Source organism: Cellvibrio polysaccharolyticus (genome assembly GCF_015182315.1).
Classification (GTDB): Bacteria; Pseudomonadota; Gammaproteobacteria; order Pseudomonadales; family Cellvibrionaceae; genus Cellvibrio; species Cellvibrio polysaccharolyticus.
Map to the genome: position 1 here is coordinate 4,119,879 of NZ_PRDL01000001.1, position 16,767 is coordinate 4,136,645.

The 16,767-nt window shown below is 53.7% G+C and carries 15 protein-coding genes; all 15 read left to right on the top strand.

All coding sequences use genetic code 11. The features are described 5' to 3' along the window. Nucleotides 1-106: 106 nt before the first annotated feature. A complete protein-coding gene (locus tag C4F51_RS17395; protein ID WP_193912001.1) occupies nt 107-2,482 on the top strand; it encodes an ATP-binding protein in 2,376 nt (791 codons plus the stop codon). Between the two features lie 155 nt (nt 2,483-2,637). After that, nucleotides 2,638-2,988: a thioredoxin TrxA gene (trxA, locus tag C4F51_RS17400; RefSeq protein WP_235992362.1), complete on the top strand. Its 351-nt coding sequence runs from the start codon at nt 2,638-2,640 to the stop codon at nt 2,986-2,988. A gap of 363 nt (nt 2,989-3,351) precedes the next feature. Next, nucleotides 3,352-4,611 carry a transcription termination factor Rho gene (rho, locus tag C4F51_RS17405; protein ID WP_193912003.1) on the top strand — a complete coding sequence of 420 codons (1,260 nt, stop codon included), beginning with the start codon at nt 3,352-3,354 and terminating at the stop codon, nt 4,609-4,611. Nucleotides 4,612-4,840: 229 nt separating this feature from the next. Then, nucleotides 4,841-6,310, top strand: coding sequence for a 4-hydroxy-3-polyprenylbenzoate decarboxylase (ubiD, locus tag C4F51_RS17410; protein ID WP_193912005.1), 1,470 nt, complete (start codon nt 4,841-4,843; stop codon nt 6,308-6,310). 28 nt (nt 6,311-6,338) lie between these two features. After that, nucleotides 6,339-6,473 carry an entericidin A/B family lipoprotein gene (locus C4F51_RS17415; protein WP_193912007.1) on the top strand — a complete coding sequence of 45 codons (135 nt, stop codon included), beginning with the start codon at nt 6,339-6,341 and terminating at the stop codon, nt 6,471-6,473. A gap of 316 nt (nt 6,474-6,789) precedes the next feature. Continuing rightward, nucleotides 6,790-7,203 (top strand): large-conductance mechanosensitive channel protein MscL, encoded by a 414-nt coding sequence (mscL, locus tag C4F51_RS17420; RefSeq protein ID WP_193912009.1) that lies wholly within the window; start codon nt 6,790-6,792, stop codon nt 7,201-7,203. A 397-nt stretch (nt 7,204-7,600) separates the two neighbouring features. After that, the gene (gene gspC, locus C4F51_RS17425; protein ID WP_193912011.1) at nt 7,601-8,656 is read left to right on the top strand and encodes a type II secretion system protein GspC; all 1,056 of its coding nucleotides are present in this window, start codon (nt 7,601-7,603) and stop codon (nt 8,654-8,656) included. 12 nt (nt 8,657-8,668) lie between these two features. After that, the gene (gene gspD, locus C4F51_RS17430; protein ID WP_193912013.1) at nt 8,669-10,684 is read left to right on the top strand and encodes a type II secretion system secretin GspD; all 2,016 of its coding nucleotides are present in this window, start codon (nt 8,669-8,671) and stop codon (nt 10,682-10,684) included. Beyond that, entirely contained in the window at nt 10,681-12,228 is a 1,548-nt protein-coding gene (gene gspE, locus C4F51_RS17435; protein ID WP_193912015.1) for a type II secretion system ATPase GspE, read from the top strand. The genes gspD and gspE overlap by 4 nt, the downstream gene beginning before the upstream one ends. Nucleotides 12,229-12,239: 11 nt before the next feature. After that, nucleotides 12,240-13,466, top strand: a complete 1,227-nt coding sequence (gene gspF, locus C4F51_RS17440) for a type II secretion system inner membrane protein GspF (protein ID WP_193912017.1) — start codon at nt 12,240-12,242, stop codon at nt 13,464-13,466. Nucleotides 13,467-13,498: 32 nt separating this feature from the next. Beyond that, nucleotides 13,499-13,960, top strand: coding sequence for a type II secretion system major pseudopilin GspG (gene gspG / locus C4F51_RS17445; protein ID WP_193912019.1), 462 nt, complete (start codon nt 13,499-13,501; stop codon nt 13,958-13,960). Nucleotides 13,961-13,990: 30 nt separating this feature from the next. Beyond that, nucleotides 13,991-14,599 (top strand): type II secretion system protein, encoded by a 609-nt coding sequence (locus C4F51_RS17450; protein WP_193912021.1) that lies wholly within the window; start codon nt 13,991-13,993, stop codon nt 14,597-14,599. Then, nucleotides 14,599-15,000 carry a type II secretion system minor pseudopilin GspI gene (gspI, locus tag C4F51_RS17455; RefSeq protein ID WP_193912023.1) on the top strand — a complete coding sequence of 134 codons (402 nt, stop codon included), beginning with the start codon at nt 14,599-14,601 and terminating at the stop codon, nt 14,998-15,000. Before C4F51_RS17450 ends, gspI begins: the two co-directional genes overlap by 1 nt. Beyond that, entirely contained in the window at nt 14,990-15,685 is a 696-nt protein-coding gene (gspJ, locus tag C4F51_RS17460; protein ID WP_328701414.1) for a type II secretion system minor pseudopilin GspJ, read from the top strand. Before gspI ends, gspJ begins: the two co-directional genes overlap by 11 nt. Beyond that, the gene (gene gspK / locus C4F51_RS17465) at nt 15,654-16,664 is read left to right on the top strand and encodes a type II secretion system minor pseudopilin GspK (protein ID WP_193912025.1); all 1,011 of its coding nucleotides are present in this window, start codon (nt 15,654-15,656) and stop codon (nt 16,662-16,664) included. The genes gspJ and gspK overlap by 32 nt, the downstream gene beginning before the upstream one ends. The last annotated feature ends 103 nt before the right edge of the window (nt 16,665-16,767 follow it).

Genomic DNA, 16,767 nt, shown 5'->3' on the forward strand with positions numbered 1-16,767 from the left:
GACGGTTTCTGAATCTTCGCCGCGCCCGTCATCGTCAGGCGGACAACGGCAAACAGAAAACCGCCGATAACTTCAGGCACTTTTGCCCGTTCAATCCGGGACAATCATGGTATCGATCAGCAGCTACTTCAAGGACAATCCGATTGCGGCACGATTGCTGGGGCTGATCATTTTATCCAGCTCGGTGATTACCCTCATTGCCATCCTGTTTCAACTCTACACCAGCTACCACGACGACGTAGGCTCACTCGAAAAACGTCTCGACCAGGTACGCAACAGCAGCCTCGCCAGCATTACCAAAAGCCTCTGGGGTTTTGATCAGGAACAACTCGACATTCAAATTGAAAGCCTGCTGGATGTTGACGATGTTATTCAGGTGCAGGTCAACTGGCAGGACTGGAACAACACCGCACAAATTCGCAGCGCCAGCACCGGCCGCTATTCCGCCGACGATATTGAAAAAAGGCCGGGCCGTTTTCTGGTGCGGCAATATCCGCTGATCTATGAAGACAGCAGTACCACGCCGCAAGTGCTCGGTTCGCTGGTCATTACCGCGAGCCTCGAAAGTATTTACGATAAATTGCGTGAACGGGCAATTTTTATAGCCGCGGTACAAACCGCAAAAACGCTGCTGATTTCCTTTTTTATTTTATGGCTGGTGTACACCTTATTAACCCGCCACATGAAAAGTATTGCCTGGTACACCCGGCAATTACATCTGCAAAACCTCGACACGCCGCTAAAACTGCGGCGCATAAAAATCGACCCCACCAGCGACGAACTCGACAATGTGGTGGACGCGATCAATCACATGCGTGAAACACTGCTGGAAGACATTGAGCAGCGGCAAACCATGGAACTGGCGTTGCGCTCGGAGAAACAGGAGCGGCTGGAAACCCGCCGCCAACAACAAGCGGCAGAAGAATCCAGCCGGGCAAAAAGCCAATTTCTGGCCACCATGAGCCACGAAATTCGCACCCCGATGAACGGGGTTATCGGCATGCTGGAAATGCTGCGCGATACGCCGCTGAATGAGCAGCAGCAACATTATGTGGATGTCATTTATCGCTCCGGTGAAAACCTGCTCACCATCATCAACGACATTCTCGATTATTCAAAGATTGAAGCGGGCAAGTTGCAGCTGGAGCAAGTGGAGTTCAACCTCGAAGAATTATTGCGCGATTGCCTGCAATTATTCGGCGCAACCGCCAGCAAACAGAAGCTCGATTTTTTTGGTGGCCTGTGGCCGACCACGCCTATTTATTTGCAGGGCGACCCCACACGGCTGCGCCAGATTATTATTAATTTGCTGGGCAATGCCTTCAAATTTACCCGGCAAGGTTTTATCAGCCTGCAAGTAAAACCGTTGCGACAAACCAGTGACGATGTTGTGCTGGAATTTCTTATTGCCGACAGCGGCATCGGTATTGATGCCAAAGCGATGGAAACTATTTTTGAATCTTTTCATCAGGCCGATGCATCAACTACCCGCAAATATGGCGGCACCGGTCTGGGGCTGGCTATTTGCAAAAGTCTTTCTGCTTTAATGGAAGGCGACATCAACGTCACCAGTACCCCGGAAAATGGTTCCACTTTCCGCCTGACCGCCCGCTTTAATAAAAATACCCGCAGCGGCTCCACCGCTACCGGTACAGTACCGGTGAATGCCCTTGCCGGAAAACAGTTACTGGTGCTCGATACGCATCCGCCGCTGCAAAATTTTTTTCAGGAACACGCTCGCCTGCGTCATATTCATTTGCAACAGACCACCGATATTGCCCAAGCTCTGGGGTACCTGAAGGATATCACCGTCACACCCAATTGCGTTGTTATTCAGGACAGTTTCTGCGCCGACGAAAACATTGTCGACGCACTGGAAACCATTCTGCAACGATCGCCCGGCATTATTCTGATGCTCTTGTCTGATCACGATAACGAGCTGACGCCGCGCGCCGCGACACTGTTTCATCGGCAATTGCGCAAGCCGCTGTTTTTCAGCACGCTTGAACAAGCCTGGTACGCGATGATTACTCCCAACCCGCACCCGGTTGCTATTCACGAACCTGAAGACGTCAGTGTGCCGGCGGCCCTGCGTGTGCTGGTCGCCGAAGACAACACCGTAAACCGTATGGTCATCACCGGCCTGTTACAAAAACTGAATATTCAACCGCTGGTTGTGCACAACGGCTTGCAAGCCCTGGAGGCGGTGCAAGCCGCTCCCCAACCCTTTGATTTGATCCTGATGGACTGCGAAATGCCGGAGATGGACGGTTTCGATGCAACCCGCCATATCCGCAAGCACGAGCAGCAACTGGGGCTGCCGGCGCAACCTATTATGGCGCTTACCGCGCATGCGATGGTGGAGCACCGCGATGCCATCTTTGGCTGCGGTATGGATGATTGCCTGTCAAAACCGGTCACGCTGCACGCGTTGCGCAGCGCTATCCAGCGCATTCATCCCGGCCGCCGATCGACGCCCTGACAGGGTGCAGCAAGCCGAAAACAATGGGCGCATCGGGTGCCATTGTCTCAATTTATGATACCGATTGCTTTTTGCCCCTTGCCTGGCATTCCTGCAATCCTTATGATTCCCGACAATCCTGCGAACATTCGAGACCAGGCCAACCAGTAGCCGTTATGGCTGGGAGATTTAGTTTTATGAGTAGCGATGCCATCATTCACGTCACCGACGCCAGCTTTGCTGCCGACGTTTTAAATTCCGATGTTCCGGTATTGGTTGATTTCTGGGCCCCCTGGTGCGGCCCTTGTAAAATGATCGCACCGGTGCTGGACGAACTGGCCGGACAGTACGCGGGCAAAATCAAAATTGCCAAAGTTAACGTTGATGATCACAAGGAAACCCCGGCCAAGTTCAACATCCGCGGCATCCCTACCCTGATCATTTTCAAAGGCGGCAATGTTGAAGCCACCAAGGTTGGCGCTCTGTCACGCACCCAACTGGTAGACTTCATCGACAGCGTTGTCTAATAGCTGCAAAAAAATCGGGCTGATTCACAATACCAGCCCGATTTTTCTTTACAGTGGCCAAAAAGTATCGCTATACTCAGCGCATCCGAGTTTGCTTTAACTCTGGCCAGCGATTGAAAAAATCTCTTTTCCAACTCTTCTGATTCGGACAACCCGGAATATCTCACGGTTACCTGCAACAGCCCAGATTGAGGCCCCAGCGCCACCTCCAGCCTTTTTCCCATTCTGCAGCAGGCCTCATCAGCGAGGGAACTTTTCATCGCCAGCGAACCGAATAACAGCAATGATCGCTCGATAACAAACACATTACAGCCCAACGACAATCCCGCATCAATTCAATTACTTACTACAAAGTCCCAGTGTATGAATCTTACTGATCTAAAAGCCAAATCTATTGAAGACCTTATTAACATTGCCAGTGAAATGGGCCTCGAAAGTATGGCCCGATCTCGCAAACAGGATATTATTTTCAATATCCTCAAGCGACACGCGAAAAGTGGCGAGGATATTTACGGCGATGGTGTTCTGGAAATTCTTGTCGATGGTTTTGGTTTTTTACGTTCGGCAGACAGTTCCTACCTTGCAGGCCCCGATGACATCTACGTTTCACCCAGCCAGATCCGCCGCTTTAATCTCCGCACTGGCGACACTATTTCCGGAAAGATTCGCCCACCGAAAGAAGGTGAACGTTATTTTGCCCTGTTGAAAGTTAACGAAATCAATTTCGACAAGCCTGAAAATTCCCGCAATAAAATTCTTTTTGAAAACCTGACACCACTCTTTCCTGATGAGCGTCTTGTACTGGAAGCCGGTAACGGTTCCACCGAAGATCTCACCGGCAGAATCATTGATCTGATTGCTCCTATCGGTAAAGGCCAGCGCGGCCTGATTGTGGCACCGCCCAAAGCCGGTAAGACCATCATGATGCAGAATATTGCCCAGGCAATTACTCGCAACAATCCGGAATGCCACCTGATCGTATTGCTGATTGACGAGCGTCCGGAAGAAGTGACCGAGATGCAGCGTTCGGTACGCGGCGAAGTGGTTGCCTCTACCTTTGATGAGCCGCCAGCACGCCACGTTCAGGTAGCCGACATGGTTATCGAACGCGCCAAGCGTCTGGTTGAACACAAAAAAGACGTGATTATTTTGCTCGACTCGGTGACTCGTCTGGCGCGTGCTTACAACACCGTTATTCCGTCTTCCGGTAAAGTACTCACCGGTGGTGTGGATGCACATGCACTGGAACGCCCCAAGCGTTTCTTTGGTGCCGCGCGTAACATTGAAGAAGGCGGCAGCCTGAGCATTATCGCTACCGCACTGGTCGATACCGGCTCAAAAATGGACGAAGTGATTTACGAAGAATTTAAAGGTACCGGTAACCTCGAGTTGCACCTGGATCGTAAAATTGCCGAGAAGCGTATTTACCCGGCCATCAACGTGCGTCGTTCCGGCACTCGCCGTGAAGAGCTGCTGATGAAAGAAGATGAATTACAACGTGCGTGGATTTTGCGTCGCCTGCTGAACGATATGGAAGACGTAGCGGCAACCGAATTCCTGGTCGATAAATTGAAAGATTTCAAAACCAACGACGAATTCTTCCTGTCGATGAAGCGCAAGTAAGATCCTGCAAAAGCACTCCTCCGGAGTGCTTTTTACTTTTCAGCCCCGCATTTTTCTTCACCCACGCAAAAGCCGTGTCCGGTATACTTTCCCGCATTCACTATCAATACCTTCATGCACGCTCGACGTCGGTATGCGCTTTTCCACAGTGCGGCAAGTAGATACCCGCCGATGTCGAGCCTGATTTAACATACCCATTTTCGAATGGCTGACCGGTTAACAGGCTGTTATGAAATACCGCGACCTCCGTGACTTTATTGCACTGCTTGAAAAACGTGGCGAATTAAAACGTATCAAGCAGGAAATTGATCCCTACCTCGAAATCACAGAAATTTGTGACCGCACCTTGCGTGCCGGCGGCCCTGCCCTTTTATTTGAAAACCCCAAAGGTTATGACATTCCGGTGTTGGCCAATTTATTTGGCACGCCAGAGCGGGTCGCTTTGGGCATGGGCGAAGAATCGGTCGAAGCGCTGCGCGAAGTGGGCAAGTTGCTGGCCTTTTTAAAAGAACCGGAGCCACCCAAAGGCCTCCGGGATGCCTGGGAAAAGTTACCGGTTTTCAAACAGGTGCTGAATATGGCGCCCAAGGTGCTTAGCAAAGCGCCCTGCCAGGAATATGTGCTAGAAGGCGACGCGGTGGATCTCGACAGAATTCCCATCCAGACCTGCTGGCCAGGCGATGCCGGCCCCCTGGTTACCTGGCCGTTGGTCGTTACGCGCGGCCCGCTTAAAGAGCGGCAGAACCTCGGCATCTATCGCATGCAGAAAATCGGCAAAAATCGGCTGATCATGCGCTGGTTATCTCACCGTGGCGGCGCGCTGGATTTTCGTGAATGGCAGCAACAACACCCGGGCGAAAATTTTCCGGTGGCAGTGGCACTGGGTGCAGACCCTGCGACCATTCTCGGCGCAGTAACGCCGGTGCCGGACAGCCTTTCCGAATACGCCTTTGCCGGTTTGCTGCGCGGCGATAAAACCGAGGTGGTGAAATGCCTCGGCAATAATTTGCAGGTGCCTGCGTCAGCGGAATTTATTCTTGAAGGTTACATCGCCCCGGGCGATATGGCGCCGGAAGGCCCGTTCGGGGATCACACCGGTTATTACAATGAAGTGGACAGCTTCCCGGTATTTACCGTGAAGCGCATCACCCACCGCAAAGATCCTATCTATCACAGCACTTACACCGGCCGTCCACCGGATGAACCGGCGGTGCTGGGCGTAGCGCTGAATGAGGTTTTTGTTCCTATCCTGCAAAAGCAATTCCCGGAGATCGTCGACTTCTATCTGCCACCCGAGGGCTGCTCCTATCGCCTTGCGGTGGTCACCATCAAGAAACAATATCCCGGTCATGCGAAACGGGTGATGATGGGCGTCTGGTCGTTTTTACGCCAGTTCATGTACACCAAATTTGTGATCGTCACCGATGATGATATCAATGCCCGCGATTGGAAAGATGTGATCTGGGCGATGACCACCCGTATGGACCCGGCGCGGGATACGGTGATGATTGAGAACACTCCGATTGACTATCTGGACTTTGCCTCACCGGTGTCCGGGCTTGGCTCCAAGATCGGCTTTGACGCTACAAACAAATGGGCGCCTGAAACAACACGCGAGTGGGGAACTGCTATTACAATGAATCATACGGTTAAAGAAAAAATCGATGCCATCTGGCATGAGCTGGGCATCGATCAATAACCGCTTATTCCATTAATAGGAGACATCCATGAAACAACTCGTAATTGCCATGTTTGCAACGCTCCTGACATTGGGCGCACTGACCGGCTGCAATACGGTAGGTGGCTTCGGTCAAGATGTACAAAAAGCTGGCGATAAAATTGAGGATGCCGCTGACCGTTAATAACGGTCAGTGCTGTTAGCAAACTGACAGCAAACACTGCATCGCGAAAACACCGGCACTCGCCAACCCGTCCGGCGGGTGCCTGGTTAAACACTTCCCCCAACCCCGCATTGTCTGTTTTTCTTCCTCTTCGCTTATTTCCCGCTCAATAATTCGCCATTACGCGTTTTTTATAGCGTCTGTAATTTTCCTCCTGCGCTTTATCCGCTAAAGTGTTTATCAGATGCTGGCTGCATAAGCGGCGTTGCAGGCAAGGCAGCCAGCATGAAGGCCGCCTTTTGATAGCCATGTTGTTATTACACACCCCGAGGATGTTATGAGCTTTATCAAAGAATTTAGAGAGTTTGCGGTTAAAGGAAATGTCGTCGACATGGCTGTGGGTATCATTATTGGTGCGGCCTTCGGCAAAATTGTCAGCTCGCTGGTAAGCGATGTAGTAATGCCGCCCATCGGCGTACTGATTGGTGGCGTGGACTTTTCCGACCTGGTGATTATTTTGAAAGAGGCGACAGCCGAATCGGCTGCGGTGTCCATCGCCTACGGCAAGTTTATTCAGACGGTGCTGGATTTCACCATTGTCGCTCTGGCGATATTTGTCATGATCAAAGTCATTAACCGCCTCAAGCGCGAAGAAAAGGTCGCCGAGCCGGAACCGGAGCCCGTACCACAACTGACCCAAGAAGAAGTTTTGTTGACGGAAATTCGCGACTTGCTCAAGTCCCGCCCGTAAACACTGCCACAGGAAGTTGGCCGCCAACCGGGGGCTGACTTCTCTGGAAGAACCTTATTTACCCCGGGCACCGGACGAAAAATTAAGAAAATGCGCCGGCTTGTCTTGCTAAGTGTCATATCACTGCCGTATGTTAGCGGCTCACCGATCAGTGATGATGCAGTTTGTGCTTCCGTCATGGTGTAACGCTCTCCGTAACAGGTTTACCTCGAGTCTCTTCATCACGAGTCTCCACATGGAAGGAATCTTCGATTTCGCAAGCGTTTCACTTTTGCGCCAGGGATAGAGTACAATCGGCCGCTTAATAATCATAAAGCTTCTGCCTTCAGGGTCTTGCCCGGGTTTTAGTGGTCGGCAATACATTCACCCGGTTACTCCCAGGTAAAGATGTTCAACCATGCACGATAAAATTCTTTCTCCGCGTTTGGCATTGAATCAACGCACTGCCAGTCTTGAGCAAGCGCTGGAGCGCGGTGCCGGACTTTTCGCGCGCATTCCGCTTCGCACCTGGAAAAATCTGGTGATTTTGTTATTGGTGCTGTGGTTGAGCTTCAGTTTGTCGCGTTTTTTCTGGTTAGTCGTCCCCGATCCGGTTATTCCTGTGGCTAGCGTTGCGCTGGTGCCCGGAAGCACCGGCGCACCGGCTACCGCCGGTGATCTCAATATTGATACGCTGAAGTCGCTGGATATTTTCGGTGAAGCCGATCAGGCCGCTATCGCCGCCGCCAATGAAGCACAAAACACTACCCAAAATAACTTCCCCGCCGGTATGGAAGATAACGCGGTGGATACCCAATTAAATTTGCTGCTGGTAGGCGTTGTTGCCAGTAACGATGAATCTGCCGGCCGCGCCATTATTGCTACCGGTGGCAAACAGGAAGTTTACGGGCCTGGCGCCGAACTGCCCGCAGGGCGGGGCGTCACGCTGACCCGTGTGCTGGATACCCGCGTCATCCTCAATAACAATGGCCGCCTTGAATCCCTCTGGTTGCACCAGGACGATAACGACCCTCGCGCTCGCGCCAATCTCCGCTCTGCAGCACCGCCGGTAGATGCTGGCGGCGGACGCAGCTGGAGTGAAGAAAATGAGGTGGTAGAAGATTCTCAACAAGCGGTCTTTGTTGGCCAGGGTAATGAATTACAGGAAGCTTCTCCCGCCGCCGTTGACCCGGAAAGCGAAGTTGCCCGCAATATTTCCGATGTGGTCGCCATGAGTATTCACCGCGAAGGTGGTCAGGTGGTTGGCTATAAAATTCGTCCCGGCCGTAATGCTGATCAATTTGCAGCATTGGGACTGCAACCGGATGACATAGTGACTGCCGTTAACGGTACGCCGTTGAACAATCCGGGCAAGATTATGGAAATCTATACAAACATGAGAAACGCCACGTCGGCCAACCTTGAAATCAAGCGCGGTGGCAGTGTGTTATCTATCGATGTTGTGCTTCAGTAGAGTGAGGTTCGAGTGAACGCCCGTTACAACCCCCAGACAATTTCCCGCCCCCTGAAGGTCGCCGGCTTGTTATTCGGCCTGTGTCTCAGCTTCAGTGTTGCTGCACAACAAACCTGGACACCCAACTTCAAGGATAGCGATATCCAGGAAGTGATCAAATTCATGGGTGAAGCCACCGGCAAAACGATCATTATTGATCCCAAGGTGCGCGGCCCGGTAAAACTGATCAACACCCGCCCGCTGAACAGCCAGGAATTGTATGCGCTGTTCCTGTCGGTGCTGGATGTGCACGGCTACACCGCCATTGAAAGCGGCAACGTGGTGCGGATTGTTCCCAACCGTGATGCCCGTTCCTTGCCGGTGCCCAACCAGAGCGCCGTCAGCGAAGTTGACGACACCTACATCACCCAGGTGATCCAGCTGAAAAACATCAGCGCTACCAAAGTGCTGCCGACCTTGCGTCCGCTGGTGCCGCAGTACGGCCATATTTCCGCTTATGACGCCAGCAATGCGCTGATCATCACCGACACCCGCGCCAATATTATCCGCCTCAACGAGATCATTGCCCGCATTGACCAATCAGCAGTGATCGGTACCGATGTGATTGAACTGCGTTATGCCCAGGCAACGGACGTTGTTAACATCATCAATCAGATCGAAAAGCCCGACCCCAACCGCGGCACTACGAGTAGCCCGGTGTTGATCGTGGCTGATCGCCGCATCAATGCGGTGGTCGTCAACGGCGACGATTTGCAGCGCCAGCGGGTTCGCGTGCTGGTCGATAATATGGACCGCCCGCAAACCAAAAACAGCAACTTCCGTGTGGTTTACCTGAAATACGCCAAAGCCGAAAATGTCGCCAAGGTGCTGAATGGCATGGTGCAAAGCCTGGGGCAACGCGCACCCGGCGGCGAAGGTCAGGCAGCGTCCAATCAGGTAACGGCTAACATCCAGTCCGATGAAACCACCAACTCGGTGCTGCTTACCGCCGATGGCGATACCATGGAATCGCTGCTCTCCGTAGTCGACAGCCTGGATATTCGTCGTGCCCAGGTATTGGTTGAAGCCATCATTGTAGAAATTTCCGGTGATGTTAACCGTGAATTGGGCGTGCAATGGATGTACAGCAATGGCGATTCCGGTTTCGGCAGCTCTACGCTGGGGGACGGCCGTCTGGCAGCCATTGCCGGCCCGGCTCTCGATATCACCGGTAACGGTTTGGCAGGTCTTGCCACTGGCCTGGCCTCGGTTCCCGGCCAGGTATTCGGCGTTGGCCGCGTGGGCGGCGGCACTGACTTCCTCGCCATTTTGAAAATGTTGCAGTCCAACTCCTCGACCAACATCCTCTCCACACCGAATCTGTTGACCACCGACAACAACAAAGCGTTGATCAAAGTCGGCCAGGAAGTGCCTATTCAAACCGGCTCCTACACCTCGGTTGGCACCGGCGGCAGCACCCCCACCAACCCCTTCTCGACCTTTGATCGTAAGGATGTGGGTATCAATCTTGAAGTAACGCCTCATGTTAACGAAGGCGATACGGTAGTACTGGACATCAAACAGGAAGTTTCCAGCCTGGCCAACATTGCCAGTATTCAGGGCGTAGTCACCAACAAGCGTGAAATTGAAACGCAAATTCTGGTGGCCGATGGCCAGACCGCGGTACTGGGCGGCTTGATCAAAGACGATGTGCAAACCTCCGAGACCCGCGTTCCTTTATTGAGCAGCATCCCGATTCTTGGCCATGCATTCCGCAGCCAGAGCTCGCAAGCGGTTAAGACCAACCTGCTGATCTTCATCCGCGCCACCATTGTTCGCGATGAAAAAGTCCTTACCGGTGCCACCGCTGAAAAATACCGCACCATCCGCGATGAGCAAATGGAGCTGCGCCGTAATCGCGGCATCCTGGTAGAAAGTCGCTCTGTTCCGGTCATACCGGATTGGGCAGAACTGGAAACCTATCGCGCTGAAATTGAAGCTGCACAACGTGCTGCCGATGCACTGCAGGAGCAGGGAGTACCACAGTGATCGTTGATAACCAGGCGACTGAAGAAGCGCTGGGCGAGGTTATTCTTCAGGAAGAAGAAACCCAGGCGGCCAGCGCAGAAGCCGCCGGCAGCTTGCGCCTTCCTTTTTCGTTCGCCTCCAGCCACGGCGTGATGCTCGATGAAGAAGAACACACGACGGTGCTGCATCGCCCGGGCCTGACGCTGGACGTGCTGCTGGAATTACAGCGTTATCTGGGCACCCGCTTTACCCTGGAAGAAATTCCGGCGGTGGATTTTCAACGCCGCCTGACCCGCGAATACCAAAGCGGCGATGGCGCGGCGCAACGCGCCGCCGAAGATCTGGGCGCCGAATACGACCTGTCATCGCTGGCCGATGATCTGGCCGACCGCACCGATCTGCTGGCTGGCGACGACGATGCACCGATCATTCGCCTTATCAATGCCATTTTGTCGCAAGCGGTGCGCGAAGGCGCTTCGGATATCCACCTTGAACCCTTCGAAGACCGCGTTTCGGTGCGCTTCCGTATTGACGGAGTGCTCACCGAAGTACTCTCCCCCAAAGCCGAACTGGCACCGGTACTGGTGTCGCGCCTCAAGGTAATGGCGCGCCTCGATATCGCCGAAAAACGCCTGCCGCAAGATGGTCGTATCACCGTTCGTCTGGCCGGCCATGCGGTAGATATCCGGGTATCCACTATTCCTTCGGCCTTTGGCGAACGTATTGTATTGCGTCTGCTGGATCAGGCCGCCGGTCAATTGAAGCTGGAACAGCTCAGCATGCCAGCCAATGTGCATGACCGACTGTCGCGCGCCTTGCTTAAACCCCACGGTATTATTCTGGTCACCGGCCCCACCGGTTCCGGTAAAACCACCACGCTTTACGCCGGCCTCAGCAGTATTAATAGCCGCAGCCGCAATATTATGACCATTGAAGATCCGGTGGAATATTTGCTGCCGGGCATTGGCCAAACCCAGGTAAACACCAAGGTCGACATGACCTTTGCGCGCGGCTTGCGCGCTATTTTGCGTCAGGACCCGGACGTGGTGATGGTGGGTGAAATCCGCGATGGCGAAACGGCGGAAATTGCCATTCAGGCCAGTTTGACCGGCCACCTGGTGTTATCAACGCTGCACACCAACACCGCGATCGGTGCGGTGATGCGTTTGAAAGATATGGGCGTTGAGCCATTCCTGCTGGCTTCCAGCCTGGAAGTGGTGATGGCGCAGCGTCTGGTGCGGGTGCTTTGCAATCACTGCAAGGAATCCTACCTGCCGGCCGAATCACAGCGGGACATGTTACGCCTGCCGGAAAATACACCGATTTTCCGCGCTACCGGCTGCAAACATTGTAACCAGCAAGGTTATCGCGGCCGTCGCGGTATTTACGAACTGATCGAAATCAACGAGCGCATGCGCCACCTGATCCACGAGCAGGCCGGCGAACACGAACTGCTGGCAGAAGCGCGCAAACACAGTCCCTCCATGAGTGATGACGGTCGCCAGTGTGTGCTGGATGGCGTTACCACCATTGAAGAAGTCTTGCGCGTAACCACGCAGATCTGACGGTAGCGATTATGGGTGCTTACAGTTATCGCGCATTGAATGAAACGGGTAAAACCGTTAAAGGCGTATTGGAAGGCGATTCCGAACGTCAGGTTCGCTCACAACTGCGCGCCAAAAAGCTGAAACCGCTGGAAGTGCTCAGCATCAACGGCAGAGCCGGTCGGGATACTACCGCCAGCACCAGCTGGAGCAGTCGCCTGCGCTCGCGGATCAGCAGCCGCGATCTGAGTTTGATTACCCGGCAAATGGCCTCGCTGGTGCGCTCCGGTTTACCGCTGGACGAAGCGCTGCACGCCACCGCGCGCCAGCACAGCAAACAACATATCAAACAGATCCTTTTGCAGGTACGTACCAAGGTACTGGAAGGTTTCAGCCTCGCCCAGGCACTGGGTGAAAACCCCACCGCCTTTAATGAAATGTACCGCGCCCTAGTGCGCGCCGGGGAAAGCAGTGGCTATCTCGGCCCGGTGCTGGAGCGTCTGGCCGACTACACCCAAACCAGCCAGCAAATGCAACAGCGGCTGAAAACCGCCATGATTTACCCAATCGTGCTGCTGGTTATCAGCCTCTCGGTTATCGTGTTGTTAATGGCTTTTGTAGTACCCGATCTGGTAAAAATTTTCGCCCAGAACAAACGCGAGCTGCCCTTTATTACCCAGGCACTGATCGCCACCAGCGATTTTGTGGTGAACTACGGAATTTACTGCCTGGCAGCACTGATTGGCGCCATCTGGGGCGTGCGCCGGTTGCTGAAAACTGAAAAATGGAAATTGCGCTGGCATCGCTGGCAGCTGCGTATGCCGGTATTTGGCAACCTTATCCGTCAGGTCAACGCCGCCCGCTTTGCCGCTACGCTGAGCCTGTTGTCCGCCAGCGGTGTGCCATTGCTCCAGGCACTGTCCATTGCCGGACAGGTAATGAGCAATCGTGTCTTACAGGAATCCTGTGAAGAAGTGGCCAACGCGGTGCGGGAAGGTAGCAGCCTGTATCGCGCCATGGAAAATGCCGGCACTTTTCCGCCGTTGCTGGTCCAACTGGTGTCCAGTGGCGAGGCCAATGGCACCCTGCCCCAACAGCTCGATAACGCCGCCAAAGATCAGGAGCGGGAACTCGAAAGTATGCTGGGTATGGCCATGGGCTTGCTGGAACCACTGACCATCGTTTTTATGGGTGTATCGGTTTGTCTGATTGTACTGGCGATTTTGATGCCGATTATGGACCTGAACAAACTGGTCTGAGTATTTGTCGTTCTGTTTTGGAGAATATCTTTATGTCCCGATCAATTCCTGTAGCTGCAAAACGTCAGGGTGGTTTCAGCCTGATCGAAATTATGGTGGTGATCGTTATTATCGGTCTGCTGGTCGGTATCGTAGCGCCCAACGTGATTGGCCGTGCCGATGAAGCCCGTCTGCAAAAAGTGCAGGCCGACTTCAAAGCCATCCAGACCGCCTTGAAAATGTACCGCATCGACAACTTCGTTTATCCGTCCACCGAGCAAGGTCTGGAAGCACTGGTTACCCGCCCGTCACTGGCGCCGGTACCACGCAACTGGAAAAGCGGTGGCTACCTGGAAAGCCTGCCGATTGATCCGTGGGGCAACCCTTACGTTTACCTGAGCCCGGGTGAAGCGCGCGAATACGATATTTATACCCGCGGTGCCGATGGTATTACCGGTGGCGACGGCAACAATGCTGACATAGGTGTTTGGGATAAACCGGCCAGCGTTGAATAAACCACGCTTGTGCCAACCTTGTGAAACCCCATGAATTCAAATCGCGCCACTACGTTTCACCGACTCAGCCCGGTATTCCAGCGGGGTTTTACCCTGCTGGAACTGATGGTGGTGGTGTTGATTATCGGCCTGGGTTTGAGCGTTATCTCGGTCGCTATTGGCCGGGATGACGTTTCTGTGGTGCGCACCGAAACGCAAAATTTTATCGCCAAAACCGATTTTGTTGCCGAGCAGGCCTTGTTGAACCGCGAAATCCTCGGACTGTTTGTAGAGCCGCGCACGGTGGTGGATTCCACCAACAACCAGTGGTGTTATCGCTGGCAACGGTTTCGTGATAACAGCTGGCAAGCCGCCCACGAAAACCTCGGTGAAGTCTGTTTACCGCTGGATGTGCAACTGGATCTGGTGATTGAAGACGAGCCCTGGGAATACGACCCGGAGCTGGAAACCCAGCCACCGGTGCTGGTTTTTTACCCCAGCGGTGAAGCAACACTGTTTGAAATGGCGCTGTTCCCGGTGGCTACCAGTAACAGTGCAGTAAATGACGATGATATCCAACGTATTGAAGTCGACATGATGGGTGAAGTGCGCTGGCTTAACCGCGAACGCGAACTGGCCGAACAACGGGCTGGCCGCTGATGAAACGTCATCGTCCACAGCGCGGTTTTACGCTGGTCGAAGTGATGGTCGCGCTGGCGATTGTCGCCATGGCGCTGCCCGCCATGTTGACGCTCATTACGGCGCAACTGGACAGTGCCGGCAGCGTACGGGAAAAAACCTACGCCTATTGGGTGGCAGAAAATGAATTGACCCGCATTCGCTTGCGGCAGGCTTATTTTCCCGACCAGAAATTAAGTGAGCGGGAAACCGGCCAAAGCGAAATGATCGGTGTGCGCTGGCAATGGGAATTGCTCACCGAAGAGACCGAAGTAGAAAATTTTTATCGCATGGATATTCGCGTGGGCCAGGCCGGCGGCGCCACCGAATCCCGGGTTAATGAACCGCTTGCGGTGATATCGGGCTTTATCAGTGAAGAATAAACAGGTGCCGCGCAACGGCGGTTTTACCTTGCTGGAGGTGATGATCGCGCTCACCATCGCCGCGGTTATCGCGCTGATCAGCTATCAGGCGCTGTCTACCGCCTCTGATGGCGCGCAGGCCACCCGGAGCGTTTTCCAGGAAGTGAACCAGCTGGATCGCACCTGGCAAATTATCGGTAACGACTTGCGCCAGGCATTAATTCCCGAACCCGGCCCACGCGGGCTGCGTTTTGAATTTGCCGGTTCCAGTTTGCGCTCTACCGGCATGAATGCGGAACAGGGCATATTGATGCTGACGCGACGCGGTTGGGTAAACCCTCTGGAGCGGTTGCGCAGCGATATGCAAAAAGTCATTTACCGGGTGGAAGAAGGCACGCTGTGGCGTGACTACATGCCCGAGCGCAACCTGAATTACGACGATATTGATTTCGTTGAGGAAGCCTACAACCAGCGCATGCTGGAGCAGGTGAAAGATATCCAGATGCGTTTTCTGTCCACCGCTGTCTTGCAAAGCCGCGGGCGTTCAGCATTGGAAGGCTATCGTTACAGCGACGACTGGGAGCCCGAGTGGCCGTCACCGGCGCAACAGCAGGCTACCAGCACAACCTTGCCATTAGCCGTGGAAATCACTATTGAAATGGAGGCAGGCGGCAGTGTCACCCGTCTGTTTGAAGTTGGTCGTTAACGCCCGGCGACAACAAGGTTCTGTGCTGATTATGGCGCTGCTGATCGTAGCGCTGGTGGCCGGCCTGAGTATTAAATTTTCCAGCGACTATGAGCTGGGCATTGCCCGCGCCGAAAACCGCTGGCACGGTTTGCAAGCTACCGCTTACCTGCAAGGCATTGAAAGTTTCGCGATTAGTGGACTGAAAGAAGATGACCCCACGGTTGATTACATAGGCGAAGGCTGGGACACCGAAATCCCTTACGAGATTGACGGCGGCTGGCTAACCGGGTCACTGAGCGATGCCAGCAGTCGCCTCAACCTGAACAGTTTGAATACACCGCTGGTGCCAGAAAAACCGGCCAACAGCCATGAACGCTACAGCGAAGCACAGCGTCGCTTTCTTCGCTTGATGCAATCCTTTCCGCAAGTGCCGCTGGATTTGAATGAAGCGGTAATGGTGCTTGAGGCAATTGTTGACTGGATGGATGCGGATGATACGGAATCGGGTTTTGGCGGTGCTGAAACCAATTACTATCAATCCACCGAAGTACCTTATCGGGCGGCCAATGGTCCGTTTAAAAGTATTGATGAGTTGCGGCTGGTCAGATACATCACGCCACAACTTATGACGCTGTTACGTCCTTACATCACCATCTTGCCCGGCGATGTAGCGATGAATGTAAATACCTTGCCGCCGGTGTTGATCAGAACCCTGAACGCTGCCGACCAGCTGGTACCGCTGAGCGAAACCGATGCAGCACAAATTATTCAGAACTTTCCGCCGAACGGCTTTTACAGTGAGATTGGCGAATTCAAAGCGGTGTGGGATCAGAGCGTTGGTAACGGCAACCTCGATACCAGCGGGCTGGCAGTTAACACCAGCTTTTTTCTGCTGCGCGCCCAGGTCACACTGGTGGAACAAAGGCGCAGTATGTTGAGCTTGCTGCAACGCGATGGCGAAAGGATTCAGGTGATCCAGCGCCAGGAGGCGTTTTAAGGCTGCCGACAGGGTCGGCCCGCTTTATGGATGCACCGGTATCGCCGCTGTCGATATCATACAACGATGATTTACTATCACTCTTCGGAGTGAGATCAGGAAC